A 15,908-nucleotide genomic window follows, 5' to 3' on the forward strand; every position below is an offset into this window, starting at 1 on the left:
CGCCGTGCCCGCCTCAACGTTCGCATGCAATCAGCGCCCCGCGCGGCGCGCCGCCACCTGACCCAGCACGGCGAAATCCTTGTCGCCGTCCCCGTGGGCGAGCGCGTCGACGAGATTGTCGCGCACGACGCTCGCCACCGGCAGCGGCACGTTCACTGCTTCGCCTGCGGCGATCGCGAGACGCACGTCTTTCAGACCAAGGCGCGCCTTGAAGAGCGCCGGCTCGTAGCGGCGCTCGGCGATCATCTTGCCGTAGCCCTGATACACGGGCCCCGGGAACAGCGAATTCGTGATCACGTCGAGCAAGGTCTGCGATTCGACGCCGTGACCGCTCACGAGCGCCGCGGCTTCGCCAAAACTTTCGATCGCCGAGGCCAGCATGAAATTCGCCGCGAGCTTGAGCACGTTCGCATGCTGCGGCTCGCTGCCGACGCGCCAGGTTTTCTGGCCCAGCGCATCGAGCACCGGTTGCACGCGGTCGATCGCGTCCGGCGCGCCCGCCGCGAGGATATTGAGCTTGCCGGCGGCCGCGACGTCCGGCCGCCCGAGGACGGGCGCGGCCACGTACGCGACGCCATGTTGCCCATGCAGTTCGGCCAGTTCGACGGCCAGCGCCGCCGAGATCGTCGCCATGTTCACGTGCACCAGGTTCTTCGGCGCGTGCTTGAGCAGGCCGCCATCGACGAGCACGGAGCGCAGCGCGCCGTCATCCGCGAGCATGGAGAACGCGGCGTCGCCGGCGAAGGCCTGCTCGGGCGTATCGACTACCGACGCGCCCTGATCCGCCAGCGTGCGCGTCCTGTCGCGCGAGCGATTCCAGACCCGCACCGTGTGGCCCGCCTTGAGCGCGCGGCTCGCCATCGCGCCGCCCATTTCCCCCAGTCCGATAAATCCGATGTCCATGCTCGTGCACTCCTCTGCCGTGTTTGCCCGCCGCGCGCCGCCGGGCGCCGCAGCCCGAGCGCCAGTAGAGCACATCGACGCGAAGCGCGCAGAGGCGCGCAATGCGATACTGCCTGCATGGTCAAGGCGCGCTTTCACTTCCATCGCGAACTGAACGATTTCCTCGCTCGGCCCCTGCGCGGGCATACGTTCGCCTGCGCGTGCGCGAAGACTTCGTCGACGAAACACATGATCGAGGCACTCGGCGTGCCGCACACGGAAGTCGATCTGATCGTGAAGAACGGCCGCGCGGTCGGCTTCGACGCGCAGATCGAGGCGGACGATCTGATCGAGATCTATCCCGCGCGTCACGCGCCGGCCGGCATGACCGACGGCGCGCTGCTGCTGCGTCCGCCGCTGCGCGCCACCGACCTGTGTTTCATTGCGGATGCGCATCTCGGCGGACTGGCGCAACTGCTGAGGCTCGCAGGCTTCGACACGCGTTACGACAACAACTTCCCCGACGATGAAATCGAGCAACTCGCGCTGGACGAGGCGCGCATCGTGCTCACGCGCGATCGGGAGTTGCTCAAGCGCCGCACGGTGCTGCGCGGCTGCTATGTGCGCGCGCTGCAGCCGGACGACCAGTGGCGCGAAGTCTCGGAGCGGCTCGATCTCACCCCATATGTGCGGCCATTTCGCCTTTGCCTGATGTGCAACGCTCCCTTGCGTCCGGCAGGTCCTGGCGACATCGATGGCCGCGTGCCCGAGGGCGTGCGCGAGCGGCACTCGCGCTTCGTCACGTGCGACGTGTGTCATCGCGTGTTCTGGGAGGGCTCCCACTGGCGGCGGATGCGCGCGCGCATCGACGCGCTGGCTGACGCGAGCCAGGCGGGCCACTAGAACGCGCTTTCGATTCCGTACAATACGGGCCCTGCAATCAATCGTCGTAATCGTCGCCCCGGAGCATCGCGTGAACAAATTCGAACTGGAACAGAACAAGGCCTTCAAACTCGCCAACGACCTGAAGCAAGGCGGACGTGCACGCGCAGGCGGGGCGGGCGCGCAGAAAACCGACCGCCGCGAGCAGCGCAAGCTCGATCAGGCGAAGGGACTCGTGCCGTTCGCATGCAAGCTGGATGACAAGCTCGTGAAGCAGCTGAAGGAGCGCGCAGAGGCGCACGAAGGCGGGATGACGGAAGTGCTGGCCGAGTTGCTGGTGAAGGCGGGACTGGAGCGGTAAGGCGGTTGTTGGCTGCCAGCGTGTCGCTCGAGAGGCGCTATTTGTCGCCGTAGTGGCCGCGGCAGCTAACGACGAGCAGCTTCGACTCCGAGACCTCGTTGACGAATCAGTTCTTCTCGTCGACCCGACGCGACCACATCTTCTCGCCTCTGAGCGGCTCTGGCTTGCCGGTGCCCGTGAACGGATTTCGGCAGCCTTCCACGATGAGGCGCGGCAGCTTCTCAAAGCCCTTCGAGTCCGAACCGCGCCAGGAGTGGTATTCGTTCCAACTCGGGATCGAAAACATCATGCCGCGCGCCATCAGCCGACCTGCTTCGTTCGTCTCGTGAAAAGACCGCCCAACGCTTCGAAAAAACGTGGATCGGCGCGGCCTGTTCTCGACCCGCGCAGAGCCCGCGCCACCTTCCGCGCGGTCCGCGAGATCTTTGGGGGAATGGAGCTTGTCTTCCGTGTAACCCTGCTCCCTGAACCACGCAAGCGATTCCTCCAGCTTGCGCTCATCCAGTTCTCGCTCGAGCTCCTCGAGACGCGCCTCCGTCCGTTCCCACGATTGCTTCGAAACGAGGACGAGCTGATCGGAGTCCAGCAACTGCATCGCCCCCGACTCGCTCAACGTTCCCGCCTCCCCCGCCTCGTCATAACCACGCTCGATTAACTCAACAATCCTAACCATTTTTCACCCGCCTTCCTGCGATACGGAACGTCGAACGGCAGATTCACGGACAGTCCCGCTCCCGCACCATCTGTCCGAACGGCCAAAGCCTCAAACGCTCCCTTCCTTCTCGATCACCAGAATCCGCGCTTCGCCGACCGGTTCGGCGAAATGCTCATCGCCTGCCTGCGCGTGAAAGATGTCGCCGGCGCGCAGCATCACCGTGCGTTCGCCTTGCGCATCGCGAACATGCATGCGCACTTCGCCCTGCATCACCGCGAACACTTCCTCGCCGTCGTTCACATGCCATTTGTACGGCTTGTCGGTCCAGTGCAGACGGCACGACGTGCCGTTCATCACGCAGATATCGAGCGCGCCCCATGCACGCTCCGCCGTGAACTTGCCGCTTTCGATCACTTTCATTTCGATGCTGCCCAGCGAGGAAAAAATCAACGACTGAAATCGCGCGCTTCGTCGACATCCGCATGACGCGTCGCGGGAATGCACGCCACCGCGATCAACGAGAGCACGAGCCCGCCCATTACATAGAAAGTCGGCGCGAGCTGCGATTCCGTGACGCGGATCAGCCACGTCACGATGAACTGCCCGAAGCCGCCGAAGATCATCACCGCGATGTTGTACGCGAGCGAGAGGCCCGTCGAGCGCACGTGCGCGGGAAACAGCTCGGCGATCAGCGCGCCGAACGGCCCATAGTAGCCCGACAGCGCAATGGAAAGCAGGGCCTGCACGATGACGAGCCGCATCACGCTCGGCTCCGCCGCGAGCCACGCGAACAGCGGGTAGATGATGACCAGTGTGATCCCCAGCGACCAGAGCGACAGCCCCTTGCGCCCGATGCGATCCGACCACGCGCCCGCCACCGGCGAGAGCACCGTCAGCAGCAAATTGCCGACGATCAGCGCCGTGAAGGATTGTCCGAACGGCAGCTTCAGTTGCTTGACGGCAAACGTCGGCAGATAGGCAATCAGCACATACACGCTCACCGTCAGCGCGATCACCGAGCCGAGTCCGCACAGCACTTCGCGGCTGTGCGTCCGGAACACTTCGCCGAGCGTCGCGCGCCGCGCGGTTTTTTTCGCGTGCAGGAACGCTTCGGTGTCGGCCATGTTGCGGCGGATATACAAGCCGACCGGCCCGATGATCAGACCGAAGATGAACGGCACGCGCCAGCCCCAGGATTCGAGCGCTTCGGGCGAGAGTCCCCGGGAAATCGCCGCGCCGACGATCGCGCCGAGCAGCAGCGCCGCGGCCTGACTCGCCATCTGGAAACTGCCGTAAAAGCCGCGCCGGGAAAACGGCGCCGCTTCGATCAGCAGCGCGGTCGAGCTGCCGAACTCGCCGCCCGCCGAGAAGCCCTGCAACAGCCGCGCGAACACGATGACGAGCGGCGCGCCGATGCCGATAGCCGAGTATGGCGGGGCGATCGCAAGCAGGAGAATGCCGAGCGTCATCAGTCCGATGACGAGAGTCAGCGCCGCCTTGCGCCCGGCGCGATCCGCATAGAGACCGAGCACGATGCCGCCCACCGGCCGCATCACGAAGGCGACGCCGAAGGTCGCGGTCGTCAGAAGAATCGATGCGTAGTCGCTGCTGCTCGGAAAGAACAGTCGCGCGATGACCACCGTCATGAAGCCGAACACGGTGAAGTCGTACCACTCCAGCGCGTTGCCGATGACCGCGGCCGTCACGGCGCGCGCGTTCAATGCTCTTCCTGGCATGCGATCCCCTTGGATGGGTCCTTCGGGCCAAACGCGTTTCGGCGCGCCGCCTCGCTGGTCTCATGTTCCGCGCGCCGTCGGCGAATTGTCGACCGGATTCGAACGCGCGGCTCTTTTTGCCCTTGGCGAGTGTAAAGACGGTTTTTATCGCAATCAAGCGAATCGGGAACACAAAAAAAAACGCGCCCGGCTTTGCAGCCGGGCGCGCTCGTCGCGCAAACGTTGGTCGTGCGTTATGCCTTCTTCACATACGCGCTGCACCAGCCCTTCGACGCGACCTGCTTGTTGCTGAACATCGGACACGGCGCGTAGGCGTCGGTCGGCTTGCCCTGATAGAACTGGCAGTTGCCGCAGTCCTGCCCGGCGGCGTACTTCGCGAATTTGGCCTTGTCGACCTTGCTCGCGTCTTCCTTGTAGCCGAGCGCTTGCGCGGTCGGATCGGATTCGGTGACTTTCGGCGCGTCTGCGGCGAAGGCGGCCTTCGAGCCGAGCGCGAACGTCGAGGCGACGCCCACGCTGGTGATCAGAAACGTGCGACGTGATGTCTTCATGGTGACTCGCTCCATGTTGTATTGGGGGACGCGCGCCGTTCTTGGCGACGGCGACACCCGAGCATAGCAATCCGGAAGCGAGTCTACGACGTCAAATGTTAGAGATAAGAGACGATGGAAAGCAGTCTGTAAGTCAGCGCGCCATGTCAGCGACGCGCTCGGCGATCGCCAGCGACGCCGTCAGCCCCGGCGATTCGATGCCGAACAGGTTCACGAGCCCCGGCACGCCGTGCGCCGACTTGCCCTGAATCATGAAGTCCGCCGCCGCCTGGCCGGGTCCGGATAGCTTCGGACGAATGCCCGCATAGGCCGGCTGCAACGCGTCGTCGGGAAGACCCGGCCAGTACGCGCGGATCGCGGCGTAGAAGGAATCGGCGCGGCGCGGATCGACGTCGTAGTTGAGCGACTGCACCCATTCCACGTCCGGGCCGAACTTCGCCTGCCCGCCCAGATCGATCGTCAGATGGACGCCCAGGCCCGCTTCGTTCGGCATCGGATAAATCAGGCGCTCGAACGGCGCGCGTCCGCTCACGCTGAAGTAATTGCCCTTGGCGAAATACAGCGGCGGCACGTGACGATCGTCGAGGCCGCGAATGCTGCGCGCGATCTCGTTGGCGTGCAGCCCGGCGCTGTTGATCAGGTAGGACGCGCGGAAACGCGCGGGCGCATCGCCGCCCGTCTCGACGATGAAGCAGCCCTCGCGCGCATCGATCGATTTGACCGGCGTATGGAACACGACGCTCGCGCCGTGGCGCTCGGCTTCGCCTTGCAGCGCGAGCATGTACTGATGACTGTCGACGATGCCGGTCAACGGCGACCACACCGCCTCGACGCATTGCAGTTGCGGCTCCATCTCCGCCGCCTGCGCGCCGCTGATGCGCACCAGCTCCTTGACGCGGTTCTCGATGCCCTTTTGCTCCAGCGCCGCCAGTTGCGGAATCTGGTTGCGCGCCGTGGCGACCAGCAGCTTGCCGCACTGCCGGTGCGGCACGCCGTGCGCGCGGCAGAATTCGTAGAGCATGTCGCGGCCGCGCACGCACAGTTCCGCCTTGAGCGAGCCGCGCGGGTAGTAGATGCCCGCGTGGATCACTTCGCTGTTGCGCGAACTCGTGCCGATGCCGATGCCCTCGCCCGACTCCAGCACGATGACTTCGCGTCCGCGCATCGCCAGCGCCCGGGCGATGGCCAGCCCGACGACGCCCGCGCCCACCACCACGCACTCGATTCGATCCATGTCCGTTCCGTCGCAGATTTATCCCAACTATTTTACGTTCGGGACTATTGCGCGATACACAACAAACACACACGGATTACATCGTTTTCCGGTTGAATTCAGAAAAAGGCAAGAATCTGGCCGCCAGATGTCAAAAATGACAGGTTTTTGCGGCCTTTTTGGCAATTCCACGATCATGGTTTTTTAGAATCCCATGGATTTCCGGCGGGAATTCCGATCGAGCTGGATATCCCGCGCCTCGACTTGATGCCTTCCGTCGATGCGCGCATTGCCGAATGCGTTGAGCATCGCGCGCCGCATGCCGCGCGGCGAGGCCTGCGTGATCGCATCGAGCGGCGCGTCGCCGAGCGTTTCGGGAAAACGCGCGCCCCACGCGTGGGCATTGCGGATTTCGCCATAGATGCACTGCGCGATGCGCCGCGCGCCGACGCGGTCCGGCGGCGGAATCTCGTAGACGTTCATGCGGTTCAGCAGCGGCTCGGGAATCGCGCGGGCGTCGTTGGCCGTGGCGATCCAAACGACATTGCCTGCGTTGATCGGCACTTCGGCGAATTCGTCGACGAAAGTCTGCGCCGTGTCGTGCTCCAGCAGCGCATACAGCGCGCCGAGCGGGTCGTACTGCGCGTCGCCGGTGGCCTTGTCGATTTCATCGACGGTCATGACGGGGTTCGCGTAGCTGCCGTTCACGAGCGCGTCGAAGACCTTGCCGGGCTTTGCGTTGCGCCATTGCGACGACGCGCCCGACAGGATCCAGCCCGCCGTGAGCGAGCTCATCGCGACGTAATGGCAGGACGTGCCGAGCAGCCGCGCCAGTTGCTTCGCGAAATGCGTCTTGCCGATGCCAGGCTCGCCGAGCAGCAGCATCGGCATGAGTTCGAGGCGGTCGTCGGTTTCGAGACACAGCGCGATCTGCTTGCGGATGTCGTCGAGCGGCTCCTCGAAGTTCGGCAGACTGGCCACGAGATCGTCGATGGACGGCATGCGCGTCGGCTTCACGCAGAAGCGCAGATTGCCCGCCTTGAGCATTTTTTCGTAGGTAGCGCGCAAGGCTTCGCTCGCGCCTTCGGAAAGATCGTTGAGGGCAGTTTCCACGTCGTCGAGACTGTAGACCTTGCTGAACGATGCCACCGCGAGTTCCTGTTTCACCACGGCCGTCGTCATGTCACACCCCGTCATTTCTTGTGGTCGGTGAGTCCAGTGTATCGACGCAAAAAACCCATGCAAGCGAGCAGTCAGACGCGTGTGCTGCTAATCGGGACGAGCGTCGGGGGTGACCGTTTCCTTGCAATCAGCGACAGATGACGCGCGCTAGTATCATCGTCGGGACCGGCCCGGCGAGCGGGTTCGAAACGTGCTGTTTCTGCTGCCAGACCGGCACGAGTCCAGTCGGCCGCAAGGACGCGTTTCATCGGCGCGCTGAACCGGGCTCGCATTGCCGTGTCACAGAGAAGTCGCCAGGAACGCCGATCAAGCGGCCGCTCGTCGAGCGCGTCGCCATCCGAACGGTTCGCGCGCAGGAGTTGCCTTCAATGCATAAATCGATTCGAACCGTCTTTTTGAGTCTCGCGCTCGCGATGAGCGTCGGTCTCGCCAACACGAGCGCCCACGCGCAGGTCCCGCCGCCGCAACCGGTGAACTGGGAGTTGCAGGTCGTGCGCGACGGCCAGCAGATCGACTCGTTCTCCGGCACGACCAACGTCGGCCAGGCGCGCACCGATACGCATCACAACAAGGTGCAGAATCGCGTCGGCTGCGCGGATCAGCCCGCGGGCGACATCGACCTGCAACGCACGATCACCATTTCGCCGACGCACGCGAGCGCCGACGACATCACGCTCGCCATCGACGCGCAGGAAACCTTGCAGGACGACAGCACGCGCGTGTCGCCGTCCGGCTGCAAGCTGCCGCCGGTGCCGCGCCAGGTCAGCGGCTCGCATCCGGGGCTCGTGCTGAAGCCCGGCGAATGGGGGCAGTGGCAGCTCATCGACAGCAATCCGTCGCTCGCGTACCGGGTGCGCGCGAGCCTGGGCTCATCCACGGCGGCGCAATGACAACCGCGGTGACCTAGACTCGTGTGAAAGCCGCACGACGCCGCCGCTCGAGACATACAACGCATGCGAAACCCCGAACATCTTCCGCCAGGCCCGTCCGCTCATCCGGGCACGCCCGATTTCATCGCGGTCAGCTGGAACCTGCACAAAGGCCGCTCGCCGCTCGGCTTGCGCGCCTGGAACGCAATGCAGCGCTGGGTCCAGACCACCAACGCGGACGTCTATTTCCTCCAGGAAGCGATGGCGCGGCGCATGCCGCAGCCCGTGCTCGCAAGCGGCTTCGGCAAGCCGCTGAACGCGCCGCTCGACGATGTCTGGCATTGCCAGGCCACCGAAATCGCCACCGCGCTCGAGTTGCAGATCGCACTCGGGCCGAACGTGTTCAAGCCGTCATGGCGGCACGGCAACGCCATTCTTTCGCCGCATCCGCTCGATCTTTCCGGGCGCTGGGACATCTCCGCGCATCGCTTCGAAAAGCGCGGATTGCTGGTCGCGCGCGCGACCTTTGCCGGACAGGCGATCACGCTGCTGTGCGCGCATCTGGCGCTCACGCGCCAGGCGCGGCTGCGCCAGATGAACTGGATCGCGCACTGGATCGCGAAGGAAGCGCCGGACGGCCCGCTCATGCTGGCGGGCGACTTCAACGACTGGCGCAACGATTCCGTGCCGCTGTTCGCCGAACTCGGCATGCACGAGGTCGCGACGATGCTCGGCGAATCCGGCCGCACGTTCCCGGCGTTTTCACCGGCGCTCGCGCTCGACAAGATGTTCGTTCGCGGCCTGAAACCGGTCGAATGGCTCGTGCCTACGCAGGACACCGCGTGGCTGTCCGATCATCTGCCGTACATGGCGCGGCTGCGCGTGGAGTGAGCGCGGCGTTTATTTGAGCAGCGCTTCGAGATCGGCGATGGTGACGGGCTTGGTCAGATGATGATCGAAGCCGGCGTCGCGGGCTTCCTGCCGGTCCGCGTCGCTGCCCCAGCCGGTCAGCGCGAGCAGGAGCGCGTGTTTCGTCACATCGCGTTTTCTCATTTCTCGCGCGACGTCGAAGCCGCTCATGCCCGGCAGGCCGATGTCGAGCACGACCACGTCCGGTTTGAATTCATCGATGCACGCGAGCGCGCGAGTGCCGTCGTGCTCGGTACGCACCCGATGTCCGAACGCTTCGAGCAGCATCGACAGGGCGAGCGCCGCATCGACGCTGTCGTCGACGAGCAGGATGCGGCGCCCTGCTGCCGCGCCGCCGCCCGCTTCGGCGGTGGTGTTCATGCGATTCCCCGTGGATTGGCGCCGCGCGAGACCGGTGTTCCGACCCTCGCGCGACTTTTTGAGATAGTCGGCCGAATGTAGCACAGCACGTCCGTGCGCACGAGGATGGACCAGCAAGCCCGCCCGCCGCTGCTCTGCTATCGTGAATGCTTCACGCCTCGCACTTCGCCATGTTCGATCTCTTCGACGATATTCCCAAGCCCGACATCGACTGGCATCCGGACTGGCTGACCGCCGACGAAGCGTCCGACCTGATGGGCGCGCTGATTCAGGAGGTGAGCTGGCGTCAGGACACAATGACGACGCCCGGCGGCCGCGTGCCGCTGCCGCGTCTGACCGCGTGGCAGGGCGAACCCGACGCGGTGTACGTGTATTCGGGCATCCGCAACGTGCCGCAGCCGTGGACACCCGCAGTCGCGCGCCTGCGCGAGCGCGCCGAGCAAACGTGCGGCGCGCGCTTCAACAGCGTGCTGCTGAACCGGTATCGAAGCGGTCTCGACAGCATGGGCTGGCACGCCGACAAGGAACGCGAGCTCGGTCCGGAGCCGGTCATCGGGTCGGTGAGCCTCGGCACGGCGCGCACGTTCGAGTTCCGCCATGCGCGCACACACGCGACCCACGCGCTCGCGCTCACGCACGGCAGCCTGCTCGTCATGCGCGGGCTCACGCAGCGCGAATGGGTACATCGCGTGCCGAAGGAACCCGGTGCGGTCGGTGAGCGTATCAATCTCACTTTCCGCTGGGTGGACTCGACGAAGCGCGCTTAGGGACGCTTCGCGACGAAATCGATCTCCACGAGCGCATCGCGCGCGAGCCCCGTCACGCCGATGCAAGTGCGCGCCGGCAACGGCTTCGGCAGGAAATACGAGCGGTAGACGGCGTTCATCGCGTCGTAGTCGCGCTTGAATTCCGTGAGGAAGATGCGCACGCTGACCACGTTGTCGAGCGTGAGGCCTACGCCGTTCAGAACCAGAATCAGGTTGTCCATCACGCGGCGCGTCTGCGCGGCGACGCCCTCGGGCAGCGGGGCGCCGTCGTCGTCCGGGTCGGTCGGCATCTGGCCGGTCAGGAACACCCAGCCGTCGGCTTCGGCCGCGTGCGAGAACGGGCCGACCGGCGTCGGCGCGGCATCGATCATCGTGAATTCGGGCATGTGGCTCACTTCGTCTCCTCGTTTTGTACCGCCTGAGTTGCAGAGAACCGAACGTTAGCCCGCCAAAAATGCGCGCGTCTGCCGCAGCCGCCCGTTTAGTGCGAAGATGGCGCGGCTTACAGCCATATTCCTGCGCGATGCTTCCCTATCCTGTTCTCGCCGACGCCGTCACCCGCATGCTGATCGCGATGCTGATCGGCTGCGTCATCGGCATCGACCGCGATCTGCACGGCAAGCCGACCGGCATGAAGACGCTCGCGCTCGTGTCGCTCGGTGCATGCCTCGCGACGATGTGCGCACAAGGCTTCTCGATGACGCTCGCCAACGCCGCCGACGTCTCGCGCGTGGTCCAGGGCATCGTGACGGGCGTCGGCTTTCTCGGCGCGGGCGTGATCCTGCAGAATCCGCGCGAAAACCGCGTGCGCGGCCTGACCACGGCGGCGTCCATCTGGGTGACGGCCGCGGTCGGCATCGTCTGCGGGCTGGGCGTCTGGAGCGTCGCCCTCATCGCCATGCTTTTGATGATCGCGCTCCTGGTCGTCGGGCGCGTGGTCGAGAAGCGTCTGTTGCGGCGCTGGATGAACAAGCCCGAAGACGAGCGTCAGAAGTACGCGGACGTCGAAGAAGCCTGAGACCGGCGACTAGGCGAGCGCTTCGGCCGTGGGCGCCTTCACGCGATTGCGGCCCGCGATCTTCGCCGCGTAGAGCAGGCCGTCGGCGCGCGCCATCAACGCGGCGAGCGGCTCGCGACCGTCCCATGCCGCAATGCCCGCGCTGAACGTGTAATGCAGCACGCCGCCCGGCACGGCGCACGGCGTCGCCTCGACGGTCCGGCGCAGGCGCTCGACCAGCGCAGTGACGTCGCCGACTTGCCCCGCCGTGCAGAAAAGACAAAACTCCTCGCCACCAATGCGTCCGAACGCATCGCCTTCACGGATGCGCGCCCGCACGATCGACGCGAAATGACGCAGCACGTCGTCGCCGGCGGCGTGGCCGTAGCGATCGTTCACGCTCTTGAAATGATCGACATCGACGACCGCGACGTATTCGCGCATGCCGTCGCGTTCGCCCTGCTGCGCGCGCGCGAGCCGCTCGGACGCGGCTGCGAGCAGCGCCTTGCGCGACAGTGCGCCGGTGAGATCGTCGAAACGCGCGAGGCGTTCGAGCCGCTGCGCGAGACGGTCGTGCGCCATCATCACGAGCCCGATGCACAGCGAAGGCAGTACGAGGATGCCGAGCGCAAGGAACGTGATCTGCATGGGTCCTGGTTGCAGCAGCGCGGCCTCCGCCGGCGGCTTCACGACGTAAATCGCGCCGCGAATGGTGTGCCCGAGCGCGCCCAGCGCCGCCGCGCCCGCGACGAACAGATAGTTGTAGCGCGGCCGCTCCTTCGGGCGCGCGATCAGCACGCGTCCGGCGATGGCGAGATCGCACGCCGCATGAAACGCCGACACGATCACGACGCGCGCGTGCGCATCGGGCTCGACATAGGTGAAATACGCGATGCCCGCCATCACGCCGAGCCACATCAGCCAGCCGGTCCAGCGCTGCGCGCCGTCCATGCGCACATCGAAGAAATCGTTGCAGCCTTCGTAGATGAGCAGGATCGTGGCGGCCAGCAACTGATTCGCGGCCACGATGCCGAGCCACGCCGGCGCGACGCCCTGGATCGCGAACAGCATCAGCGATGCGATGGCGATCACGTTCGCCAGGAGCCAGCGCCGCACGCCGGCGATTTCGTGCGAGAGCAGCGAAATCAGCACCAGTATCGAGAGAATGCTCGATAGCGCGGTGACAACGAGGATGCTGACTGGACTGAACATCGCTGAAAGTGGACGGGATTCGCTCGTGCCGGAAGAAGGGAGGCGCCTGATGCGCGGCGCGGTTCGGCGGTGCGCGGCGCTGCGATTGGTTCGCCGGGTGGGATTCGTGGCGAGGGAAGCACGAGTATCCGATATTACCCTCGCGTTTACGGCACGAACGACCGCGCCTTGAGATGCGAGCCATGTGGCATGGGGTCGCATGCACTGAAAAACGCGACGCCAGCAAAAACGCGGCAGACCTTCCGGCCCGCCGCGTTCGTTCGCTGCGCGCGCGATTCATGCGAACCGCGCGTTGTGTTCAGGTTTTACCACTCGCGACGCTCGCGCCAGCGCTCCTCACGGCGCATCTCGTGATGCCAGCGGCGCTCGCGCCATTCGTGGCGACGCCACTCGCGCTCGCGCCAGCGGTCGTAACCGTAGCCGCCGCCATCGCCATAACCGTAATAGCCGACCGGCACGGCGGGCTGCGCGTACACCGGCACGCCCACCGGAACGCCAACGCCCACCGCCACATCAACATGCGCATTCGCCGATGCCGACATGGCCAGGGCGGCCATCCCCGCCAATCCGATCACCGTCCCGAGAAGTTTCTTCTTCATGTCACTTTTCTCCTTGCACCGAGTGCTGAGTGAGTAAGTGCAGTCTAAGAAGCGACGCCGGATACAGGTGCAACGGGTTTGCCAGAAAGGTAACGTCAGGTAACGGTCAGTTTGAATGCATCGTCAGCGCACGCGCTTGCCGGTCTCGTCGATGACGACCTCGCCGTCCTCCTTCGTGAACGGGCCTTTCTGCGCTTCGGGCAGGATATCGAGCACGAGTTCGGACGGACGGCACAGGCGCGCGCCCTTCGGCGTATCGACGAAGGGCCGGTTGATGAGGATCGGATGCGCGAGCATTGCGTCGATGAGCTGATCGTCGGTGAGATCGGGATTGTCGAGTCCGAGCTCCGCGTAGGGCGTGCCTTTTTCGCGCAGCGCTTCACGCACCGGCATTCCCGCGCGCGCAATGAGCGCCACGAGCGTCTCGCGGCCCGGCGGATGCGTCAGATACTCGATCACGGTCGGCTCGATACCCGCGTTGCGGATCAGCGCCAGCGTGTTGCGCGAGGTTCCGCATTTCGGGTTGTGGTAGATGGTGACGGTCATGTCGAGATGTCCTTGCGTTCGTGAGTTTGTCTGCTTGCGAGCGTTGCAGTCTCGCATTCTAGAGCCGCCGCGCCTCGATGGCGTGCGCGCCAGCCGCGCGCCACGCGCGTAACAGCGAGCGCCGCGCACGTTCAATTGTCCTGTCCATTCGGGCATCCGCGGCCTATAACGAAGTGTGCAGCGCGGCATGCGTCTTCTGCGGACCCGCGGGTCCCCTTCGCCGGCAAGCGCACCGGCGCTCCGTCTGCATCGCCCGGATGTTGCCGGGCGAGTGAGTTGCATACCTACAAGTTCGGCGTTCCGGTCGTGGAACACGCAATCCCGTCCGAGAACCGGCACCGATATCCGTCCGCCGCGCGCGCCACGCATGGCATAGGCAACACGTGGCACGCTCCGTGCGAAACAGCGGATCGAATCAGCGAACAGCGTTGCGCGGGGTACACGCGAGCGCGCCTTCCGATCAAGGAGTCGACATGAAATCACGTATCGCCATGGTGGCGCTCGCCGCCTCTTTACTTGTTGCCGCGGGCGTCGCCTCGGCGCAGCAGACTTACTATCGCACGGCGCAAGTGCCCGGACAGGCCACCGCCGACACCTGGACCGATCCTGGCGCGCCACAGCAGAGCGCCATGCAGTCGGGCGACAACTCGTATGGCGGCACGCCGATGATGCACAGCCAGTCCGGCACGATGGACAGCGCCGCCTCGAAGCCATGCGTGCGCGGGCCTCAGTGCAACATCTTCTTTGGAAACTGAGCGGCAAACTATTTCAGGCAACTGCGCTAGCATCAGGTGCATGACACGGCGCGCCGTTTCGCTTGCAGCGGACGGCGCGCCTTCCCTTTATCGAAGGAACCGCCATCATGCACCGCGACGAATTTCTCGCACTGCTTTCCCGCGAAGGCTTCAACGAAGTCGTAACGGTCACGCGCGAGGCGAACGGCTCGCTCGACGCGCACACGCATCCGTTCGAGGCGAAGGCGCTGATTCTCGAAGGCGACGTCACGATCCGCGTCGGTGTCGACGCCAGCACCTATCGCGCGGGCGATGTCTTCCATCTCGCGACGAACATCGAACACTCGGAGCAATACGGACCGCAAGGCGTGAGCTATCTCGTCGGCCGCAAGTGACGTCGATGGCCGCTTCCAGAACTTCCAGAGGCAAAAGCGCGCGCATTCGCGTCGGCATCGGCGGATGGACCTTCGAGCCGTGGCGCGGTCCGTTTTATCCCGAAGGTCTCGCGCAAAAGCGCGAACTCGAATTCGCGAGCCGCGCGCTGACTTCCATCGAGGTGAACGGCACCTTCTATGGCTCGCAAAAACCGGCGAGCTTCATCAAGTGGCGCGATGAAACGCCCGACGATTTCGTGTTCTCGCTGAAAGCGCCGCGTTACGCGACCAACCGCCGCGTGCTCGCCGAAGCGGGCGACACCATCGAGCGCTTTTTCGGCAGCGGCGTGCTCGAACTCGGGCCCAAGCTCGGGCCGATCAACTGGCAATTCGCGGCGACCAAGAAGTTCGATCCCGATGATTTCGAGCGCTTTCTGGAACTCCTGCCCGCGAAAGCCGAAGGACGCGCGATACGGCATGCGGTCGAAGTCCGGCACGAAAGCTTCTGCGATCCGAAGTTCATCGCGCTGGCGCGTAAATATCGCGTCGCGGTGGTGGTCGCGGGGGATTCGAAGTATCCGCAGATCGCGGATGTGACCGCGCCTTTCGTCTATGCGCGCATCATGGGCACGACTGAGAAACAGGCTAAGGGCTATGCGAAATCAGCGCTCGACCGCTGGACCGAGCGCGCGAAGACATGGGCCGCGGGCGGTGTGCCGGACGACTTGCAGACTTTCGGCAAGGCGCCCGCGAAGGCCGCATCGCGCGATGTGTTTCTGTATGTCATCAGCGGCCACAAGGTGAGCAATCCCGCAGCCGCGATGGCGTTGATCGAACGGCTGGAGAAGTAGCCGCGCTCCGGCGCGGCTATGGCGATCAACGCACGAGGCAAGGCTTCTTGTTGTCGAACTTCCAGTTTGGGATCAGGTATTGCATCGCCACGCCGTCATCGCGCGCGCCCAGGCCGTGCTGCTGATACAACGCGTGCGCCTTCTCCACTTCGTCCATATCCAGCTCGACGCCCAGACCCGGCACTTCCGGCACCTTCACCTTGCCGC

The 15,908-nt window shown here is 64.9% G+C and carries 21 protein-coding genes and 1 pseudogene; 9 read left to right on the forward strand and 13 right to left on the reverse strand.

The annotated features are described in order from the left end of the window. Positions 1-30: 30 nt before the first annotated feature. A complete protein-coding gene (locus AWB79_RS35820) occupies positions 31-1,089 on the reverse strand; it encodes an NAD(P)-dependent oxidoreductase (protein WP_332459679.1) in 1,059 nt (352 codons plus the stop codon). Here AWB79_RS35820 and AWB79_RS35825 point away from each other — a divergent pair. Then, the gene (locus tag AWB79_RS35825; RefSeq protein WP_061172202.1) at positions 1,021-1,785 is read left to right on the forward strand and encodes a Mut7-C RNAse domain-containing protein; all 765 of its coding nucleotides are present in this window, start codon (positions 1,021-1,023) and stop codon (positions 1,783-1,785) included. The two genes, AWB79_RS35820 and AWB79_RS35825, sit on opposite strands and share 69 nt — an antisense overlap. A 70-nt stretch (positions 1,786-1,855) precedes the next feature. After that, a complete protein-coding gene (locus AWB79_RS35830) occupies positions 1,856-2,125 on the forward strand; it encodes a hypothetical protein (protein ID WP_061172203.1) in 270 nt (89 codons plus the stop codon). 106 nt (positions 2,126-2,231) lie between these two features. Here the strand turns inward: AWB79_RS35830 and AWB79_RS38990 are convergent, their stop codons facing one another. The 6 genes from AWB79_RS38990 to AWB79_RS35860 all read right to left on the reverse strand — a co-directional run bounded on the left by AWB79_RS38990 (position 2,232) and on the right by AWB79_RS35860 (position 7,462). Further along, the gene (locus tag AWB79_RS38990) at positions 2,232-2,720 is read right to left on the reverse strand and encodes a type II toxin-antitoxin system YoeB family toxin (protein ID WP_157695920.1); all 489 of its coding nucleotides are present in this window, start codon (positions 2,718-2,720) and stop codon (positions 2,232-2,234) included. Positions 2,721-2,888: 168 nt separating this feature from the next. Further along, complete coding sequence (locus AWB79_RS35840) at positions 2,889-3,200, reverse strand: cupin domain-containing protein (RefSeq protein WP_061172220.1); 312 nt, start codon at positions 3,198-3,200, stop codon at positions 2,889-2,891. 26 nt (positions 3,201-3,226) lie between these two features. Continuing rightward, on the reverse strand, positions 3,227-4,516 hold the full coding sequence (locus tag AWB79_RS35845; RefSeq protein ID WP_061172204.1) for an MFS transporter: 1,290 nt from the start codon (positions 4,514-4,516) through the stop codon (positions 3,227-3,229). Between the two features lie 233 nt (positions 4,517-4,749). Continuing rightward, the gene (locus AWB79_RS35850; protein WP_061172205.1) at positions 4,750-5,067 is read right to left on the reverse strand and encodes a high-potential iron-sulfur protein; all 318 of its coding nucleotides are present in this window, start codon (positions 5,065-5,067) and stop codon (positions 4,750-4,752) included. A gap of 133 nt (positions 5,068-5,200) precedes the next feature. Then, positions 5,201-6,301 (reverse strand): NAD(P)/FAD-dependent oxidoreductase, encoded by a 1,101-nt coding sequence (locus AWB79_RS35855; RefSeq protein ID WP_061172206.1) that lies wholly within the window; start codon positions 6,299-6,301, stop codon positions 5,201-5,203. Positions 6,302-6,484: 183 nt separating this feature from the next. After that, a complete protein-coding gene (locus tag AWB79_RS35860; protein WP_061172207.1) occupies positions 6,485-7,462 on the reverse strand; it encodes an AAA family ATPase in 978 nt (325 codons plus the stop codon). Between the two features lie 368 nt (positions 7,463-7,830). On the opposite strand from AWB79_RS35860, the gene AWB79_RS35865 reads away from it, so the two are divergent. Both AWB79_RS35865 and AWB79_RS35870 read left to right on the forward strand, forming a co-directional pair. Further along, complete coding sequence (locus tag AWB79_RS35865; protein WP_061172221.1) at positions 7,831-8,352, forward strand: hypothetical protein; 522 nt, start codon at positions 7,831-7,833, stop codon at positions 8,350-8,352. 63 nt (positions 8,353-8,415) lie between these two features. Beyond that, complete coding sequence (locus AWB79_RS35870; RefSeq protein ID WP_061172208.1) at positions 8,416-9,222, forward strand: endonuclease/exonuclease/phosphatase family protein; 807 nt, start codon at positions 8,416-8,418, stop codon at positions 9,220-9,222. Positions 9,223-9,231: 9 nt separating this feature from the next. On the opposite strand, the gene AWB79_RS35875 is transcribed toward AWB79_RS35870, so the two are convergent. Continuing rightward, positions 9,232-9,621, reverse strand: a complete 390-nt coding sequence (locus AWB79_RS35875) for a response regulator (protein WP_061172222.1) — start codon at positions 9,619-9,621, stop codon at positions 9,232-9,234. A gap of 170 nt (positions 9,622-9,791) precedes the next feature. On the opposite strand from AWB79_RS35875, the gene AWB79_RS35880 reads away from it, so the two are divergent. Further along, a complete protein-coding gene (locus tag AWB79_RS35880) occupies positions 9,792-10,388 on the forward strand; it encodes an alpha-ketoglutarate-dependent dioxygenase AlkB family protein (protein WP_061172223.1) in 597 nt (198 codons plus the stop codon). Here AWB79_RS35880 and AWB79_RS35885 read toward each other — a convergent pair. Further along, a complete protein-coding gene (locus AWB79_RS35885) occupies positions 10,385-10,774 on the reverse strand; it encodes a RidA family protein (RefSeq protein ID WP_374728590.1) in 390 nt (129 codons plus the stop codon). The genes AWB79_RS35880 and AWB79_RS35885 overlap by 4 nt on opposite strands. Before the next feature lie 137 nt (positions 10,775-10,911). On the opposite strand from AWB79_RS35885, the gene AWB79_RS35890 reads away from it, so the two are divergent. Then, positions 10,912-11,406: an MgtC/SapB family protein gene (locus AWB79_RS35890; protein ID WP_061172210.1), complete on the forward strand. Its 495-nt coding sequence runs from the start codon at positions 10,912-10,914 to the stop codon at positions 11,404-11,406. 9 nt (positions 11,407-11,415) lie between these two features. Here AWB79_RS35890 and AWB79_RS35895 read toward each other — a convergent pair whose 3' ends face one another. From AWB79_RS35895 to arsC, 3 genes are all read right to left on the reverse strand, one after another. Further along, complete coding sequence (locus AWB79_RS35895) at positions 11,416-12,597, reverse strand: GGDEF domain-containing protein (protein ID WP_061172211.1); 1,182 nt, start codon at positions 12,595-12,597, stop codon at positions 11,416-11,418. Positions 12,598-12,902: 305 nt separating this feature from the next. Then, a complete protein-coding gene (locus AWB79_RS35900; protein WP_061172212.1) occupies positions 12,903-13,196 on the reverse strand; it encodes a hypothetical protein in 294 nt (97 codons plus the stop codon). A gap of 123 nt (positions 13,197-13,319) precedes the next feature. Then, complete coding sequence (gene arsC / locus AWB79_RS35905) at positions 13,320-13,742, reverse strand: arsenate reductase (glutaredoxin) (RefSeq protein ID WP_061172213.1); 423 nt, start codon at positions 13,740-13,742, stop codon at positions 13,320-13,322. A gap of 473 nt (positions 13,743-14,215) precedes the next feature. Here arsC and AWB79_RS35910 point away from each other — a divergent pair, with 473 nt between their 5' ends. The 3 genes from AWB79_RS35910 (at position 14,216) to AWB79_RS35920 (ending at position 15,701) form a co-directional block, all read left to right on the forward strand. Beyond that, complete coding sequence (locus AWB79_RS35910) at positions 14,216-14,497, forward strand: hypothetical protein (RefSeq protein WP_157695921.1); 282 nt, start codon at positions 14,216-14,218, stop codon at positions 14,495-14,497. 107 nt (positions 14,498-14,604) lie between these two features. Continuing rightward, positions 14,605-14,871 carry a cupin domain-containing protein gene (locus AWB79_RS35915; RefSeq protein ID WP_061172224.1) on the forward strand — a complete coding sequence of 89 codons (267 nt, stop codon included), beginning with the start codon at positions 14,605-14,607 and terminating at the stop codon, positions 14,869-14,871. A gap of 5 nt (positions 14,872-14,876) precedes the next feature. Further along, positions 14,877-15,701: a DUF72 domain-containing protein gene (locus tag AWB79_RS35920; RefSeq protein WP_061172215.1), complete on the forward strand. Its 825-nt coding sequence runs from the start codon at positions 14,877-14,879 to the stop codon at positions 15,699-15,701. Between the two features lie 25 nt (positions 15,702-15,726). Here AWB79_RS35920 and gudD read toward each other — a convergent pair. Continuing rightward, a pseudogene (gudD, locus tag AWB79_RS35925) lies at positions 15,727-15,908 on the reverse strand (glucarate dehydratase); the annotation flags it as partial.

Origin of the sequence: Caballeronia hypogeia (assembly GCF_001544875.2) — a bacterium.
GTDB lineage: Bacteria > Pseudomonadota > Gammaproteobacteria > Burkholderiales > Burkholderiaceae > Caballeronia > Caballeronia hypogeia.